This window comes from Acinetobacter sp. NIOH-H-8 (assembly GCF_046635365.1).
Lineage (GTDB): Bacteria > Pseudomonadota > Gammaproteobacteria > Pseudomonadales > Moraxellaceae > Acinetobacter.
The window spans coordinates 1-4,806 of sequence record NZ_JBHDVN010000091.1 but is presented as its reverse complement, the minus strand read 5'-3'; the positions used below and the strand labels follow the sequence as shown (position 1 = coordinate 4,806).

At 41.6% G+C, this 4,806-nt stretch carries 4 protein-coding genes and 1 pseudogene; 3 read left to right on the top strand and 2 right to left on the bottom strand.

Translation table 11 applies throughout. The annotated features are described in order from the left end of the window. On the bottom strand, positions 1 to 337 hold a 337-nt coding region (locus ACEWB7_RS16935; protein ID WP_411580982.1), incomplete at its 3' end, for an IS607 family transposase. Between the two features lie 48 nt (positions 338 to 385). Next, positions 386 to 844, bottom strand: a pseudogene (locus ACEWB7_RS16930) (LysM peptidoglycan-binding domain-containing protein); the annotation flags it as partial. Between the two features lie 327 nt (positions 845 to 1,171). Here ACEWB7_RS16930 and def point away from each other — a divergent pair. The 3 genes from def to ACEWB7_RS16915 all read left to right on the top strand — a co-directional run bounded on the left by def (position 1,172) and on the right by ACEWB7_RS16915 (position 4,363). Beyond that, the gene (gene def / locus ACEWB7_RS16925) at positions 1,172 to 1,702 is read left to right on the top strand and encodes a peptide deformylase (RefSeq protein WP_125279456.1); all 531 of its coding nucleotides are present in this window, start codon (positions 1,172 to 1,174) and stop codon (positions 1,700 to 1,702) included. Between the two features lie 91 nt (positions 1,703 to 1,793). Continuing rightward, positions 1,794 to 2,204, top strand: coding sequence for a DUF2946 family protein (locus tag ACEWB7_RS16920; RefSeq protein ID WP_005233427.1), 411 nt, complete (start codon positions 1,794 to 1,796; stop codon positions 2,202 to 2,204). Between the two features lie 71 nt (positions 2,205 to 2,275). Continuing rightward, positions 2,276 to 4,363 carry a TonB-dependent copper receptor gene (locus tag ACEWB7_RS16915; RefSeq protein ID WP_125279457.1) on the top strand — a complete coding sequence of 696 codons (2,088 nt, stop codon included), beginning with the start codon at positions 2,276 to 2,278 and terminating at the stop codon, positions 4,361 to 4,363. Positions 4,364 to 4,806: the final 443 nt, after the last annotated feature.

The following is a 4,806-nucleotide window of genomic DNA, read 5'->3' as shown; positions in this document are numbered from 1 at the left end:
ACCCCTTTTTGCGATAATTCATTCCTGAACCAAGATCGCTAATTAATTCAAATGTCCAACCTTGCTTGGCGCAATACATCTCCAAAACTTGTTTCTGCCTTTCAAGATCAGCCTTTTGGTCGTGACTTGAAACTCTTGCATAAGCAATCGTTTTTCGATTGTTTTGAATAGCGAGATCATGGATAAGTTCAGGCGTGATTTTGCTCAGATCATAACGTCTGTGATTTTTAGGTGTTCGATCTGCAACTAAAACACCTTCCTCATCCCACCTTCTTAAGGTTTGGATGGATACACCCAATGTTTTAGCTGCAACACTAATGCTAATATATCTACTCATTTGTATATAATAGTATAGAAATAAGTAGAATTCAAATAACAATTAATAACCCTGAACTGAATCCGCTGCCACAATGGTATAGCGTTCCAGCCATTGCTGGATGTGCGCTAATGGAATCACTGGAATCGTATTATTTAAAGATTCAACGCGAACCTGTGGTTGTAATGAAGTACTACCGATATAACGACTGATGATACCTTCACAGCCATCACCTTCGTCTTTACCGATAATTGGACGACCTTGATAGTCACACATCAACAGGCGATCACCTGGAAAAATCCAATGTGGATTTTTCACGTGCTTGTTACTGGCCCAGATTTCTGGCCAACGCACCGGATTTTTTAAGAAACGTTTTGAAATATCCCACAATGTATCGCCTTTTTTGACCACGTAGACATTAGGCGCACTGGCTTTTAAAGCAGGTGGATTGACATTGCGGGCAGGAGCTGCCTCGGCTGAATACATTGTCCCCATACTCACTCCGACACAAACTGCCAGTGCGAGCATTTGATTTTTTGGGGGTGTTTCAAAAAGTATGCTAGTTAATTCTGTCAATAGAGAAATTGAAAATAAGTAAATTAAATTCACTATATTTTTAATGCTTTATGAGATTTCAATTGTGGTTAAAATATAATCAGCATACTTTTTGAAACACCACCGATTTTTTAACCCCAAGGCACTAAAAAATGGCATGCCCTTCAAAACCTTTTTCATTATCATAATTCCTAAAATTATGTGCGTAATTGCGTTATAATAACGATCTTACACACATTTTTTTGATGAAGCATTCCCTTCATTTGGTTTTTTGATCAATGGCATAATTGAGGACGCAGTATGGCCTTATTACCTATTTTAAGTTTCCCGGATCCCCGTCTTCGTACCATTGCACAACCAGTCGAAGAAGTTACTGATGAAATTCGTCAGCTCGCTGCAGATATGTTTGAAACCATGTATGAAGCGCCAGGCATCGGACTCGCCGCGACCCAAGTCGATCGTCATATTCAGCTGATTGTGATGGACCTGTCTGAAAACAAAGATCAACCCCTGGTGTTCATTAACCCCAAAATCACACCATTGACTGAAGAAACACAGCCTTATGAAGAGGGCTGTCTATCAGTTCCTCAAATATACGATAAAGTTGAGCGTCCGTCACGCGTAAAAATTGAGGCAATTGGTCTGGATGGTCAACCCTTTGAACAAGAGGCTGATGGACTTCTCGCTGTGTGCATCCAACATGAAATGGATCACTTAAATGGTAAACTTTTTGTGGATTATCTGTCGCCATTAAAACGTCAGCGTGCCCGTGAAAAAGTAGAAAAACTGGTTCGCCAGCGCAATAAGGAAAAAGTTGCAGTTAAACGCTAAAATTATTTTCCCAAGCAATTTTTATGATTCAACAAGCCCAATTTTGATTGGGTTTTGTTATACTCAGCCTAGATAAATTTAAGGGTTGCCTATGGTTCTGCGGGGAGGTCTGCTACTTTCCTTTGTAGCGGTATTTCTACAGATTGCTGTATTCTTACAGCCTTTACTGCCGAAGCAATATCAGGTTGCTCCGGTCTGTGAAACCATCACGCGTGCCCTTTTAGTTTCCTCTCATGTTCATTCTGAACATCCTGCTCATCATCTTGATCAGCATCCTATTTCCTCGGACTCCATGGCGCATGAACACGATGCCAGTCATCAGTGTCAGTACTGTACTGTCTATGGCAACCTGGTTTTGCCGCCTGAGCTTGAAGTGAAAGAAGTCCTGGATCGAATTCAGGTCAGACTATTGGCTTTTGAACAAGCCTTTAAGCATGTCTGGTTTATCCTTCAACGACTCTTTTTAATCCCGCAGGGACGGGCACCGCCACTGTTTGCATAAATCCACGTTGTTTTGCCTGGGTCTTTACTGACTTAGGCCGTGTTCAATTTATGTATTCAGTGAGATAGAAAATGGTTCAGCCTAAATTTTCTTTACAGCCCCTTACGGCTGCGATTTGTGTTGCTTGTTATTCTTCGATGGTGCTGGCAAATGAAGCCATGCCAGTACAAACCATGGCACCGATTGTGGTGACTTCAACTGCCGGTAATGATGCCAATGGTCTGATTGTTCGTGCTGATCCAAAACAGCCGATTCAGCCAGTGCCAGCAACTGATGGCGCAGATTATCTGCAAAGTATTGTAGGTTTTAGTTCGGTCAATAGCGGAGCAGGTACCAATAGCGATGTGACCTTTCGTGGTATGTTCGGTTCACGCATTAAAATCCTGACTGATGGCACTGAAAACCTCGGTGCCTGCCCAAGCCGGATGGATTCGCCCACTTCATATATTTCTCCAGAAAGTTATGATCGTATTTCAGTGATTAAAGGCCCGCAAACGGTTCAATATGCCAATACCGGTTCGGCAGCAACCGTCATTTTTGAACGTACACCTGAACAGTTTGGGGAAGATCAACATTATCGCGGTCAGGCCAGTGTACTAATGGGATCTTTTGGTCGTCTGGACCAGAATATTGAAGCAGCTGCTGGTGATGAAAAAAAGTATATCCGCCTGAACACCAACCGTTCGGTATCAAGCAGTTATAAAGATGGTAATGGTCAAACTGTACCTTCAGATTGGGAACGATGGAATGCAGATCTGGCACTGGGCTGGACACCGGATGAAGATACCTGGGTCGAGCTGACCAGTGGTAAAGCTGATGGCGAGGCGGTTTATGCTGGCCGTGATATGGATGGATCTCAGTTTGCCCGTGAAAGCCTCGGCTTACGTGTTGAAAAGAGAAATCTGACGGATGTCATTCAGAAAGTTGAGGCACAGATCAACTATAACTATAACGATCACATCATGGATAACTTTAGTCTGCGGCCTGTACCGATGATCCATGACATGGCCACCCATAGCATGAAAGCCAATCCATCCGCTATGCAGGTCACACGCCGTACTTTAAATTCCCGTATGGTGATAACAAGTGAATGGGATAAAACCCAGTTAATTGCGGGTGTGGATTCTCAGCACAATACGCATGCTGGGGGAATGACTTCAACCAATATGAACATGCCGCTCACGCCAGATATGAAATTCCAGTCTTATGGAGCTTTTGGTGAGTTGAGCCATGAACTCAGTGATAACCATAAACTGGTTGGTGGTGTACGAGTCGATCAGGTTGATATTGATGCCTTAAAAACTGGTCAAAGCCGTCAGGAAACCTTGCCGAGCGCCTTTATCCGTTTTGAAAATACTCATCCTGAGCATGATGACGGTAAAACTTATATTGGTCTGGGATACGTCGAGCGTGTGCCGGATTATTGGGAATTATTTAAAACCGATTATCAGGGTGTAACTGCAAATACATTTAAACAGTTAAATACCGAAAAAACCTTACAGCTTGATCTGGGCTATCAACATCATCATGGTGCCTTCAATTCATGGGTATCGGCTTATGCTGGTATTGTTCAGGATTTTATTCTGATGACTTATCCTGAAACTGCAAATTCAGGTCATGACCATCATATGGGTAGTGGTATGGAAGGAAGGCAGTCGGCAAAAATGAATGGGGCAGATTCAAGAAATGTTGACGCGGCTATTGCTGGTGCAGAAGCCGGAATTGGCTACCAGTTTACCGATGCTATTCAGGCTGATGTGAGCGCGATGTATGCTTGGGGCAAAAATACGACTGATCATACGCCGTTGCCACAAATTGCACCTTTGGAAGCTCGGGTGAATCTGCGTTATATCCAGGAGAATTACACTTTAGGTGCTTACTGGCGTTTAGTGGATAGTCAAAACCGCATTAGCGAACGTGAAGGCAATATTGTCGGTTATGACCATAAACAGAGTGCTGGTTTTGGTACATTGTCTTTAAATGGCACCTATCGTGTGAATGAGGGTGTGGATCTTTCAGTCGGTGTCGATAATGTCTTCGACCGGACTTATACAGAACATTTGAATAAAATGGGCAATGCTGGAGTGGGGCTACCTGCTACTGAGCAATTTAATAATATGGGACGAAATTACTGGGCACGTGTCAGTATGAAGTTCTAATTTGATTAGATTAAATACAAAAAGCAGGGTGAAAGCTCTGCTTTTTATATTTTTAAAATTATAAAAACATTTAAATACAATAACTTAATATTATTGAGTGTTTCTAAATAAAATAATGAATATTTTTCTTAAAATAAATTTAATATAGAAAACAGTCATTTATGAATTTATTGGTTTATAAAATAAACACCCGAATTAAATCAGTCTAAAAAGGTATTGCAAGCCCCCTGAAATACTGTAGAATGCACATCCATCGGCGGTGATGAAGATTAAAACTTCTGATAAAACAGTAACTTAGCATGAAATGCTTGAGTTGGGTTTTAGAAAGAAAGTTTAAAAATAATTTTCATTACTGGTTGACTTTCTAGAGATAGAGAGTAATATAGCCGACCTAGCTTGCTACTGACGAAGTAGCAAGAAGATCATTAAGAGATTATGAAGAA

Coding starts and splice junctions, on each gene's coding strand:
- ACEWB7_RS16920 (WP_005233427.1), top strand. CDS start 1,794: ATGGTTCTGCGGGGAGGTCTGCTACTTTCCTTTGTAGCGGTATTTCTA.
- def (WP_125279456.1), top strand. CDS start 1,172: ATGGCCTTATTACCTATTTTAAGTTTCCCGGATCCCCGTCTTCGTACC.
- ACEWB7_RS16915 (WP_125279457.1), top strand. CDS start 2,276: ATGGTTCAGCCTAAATTTTCTTTACAGCCCCTTACGGCTGCGATTTGT.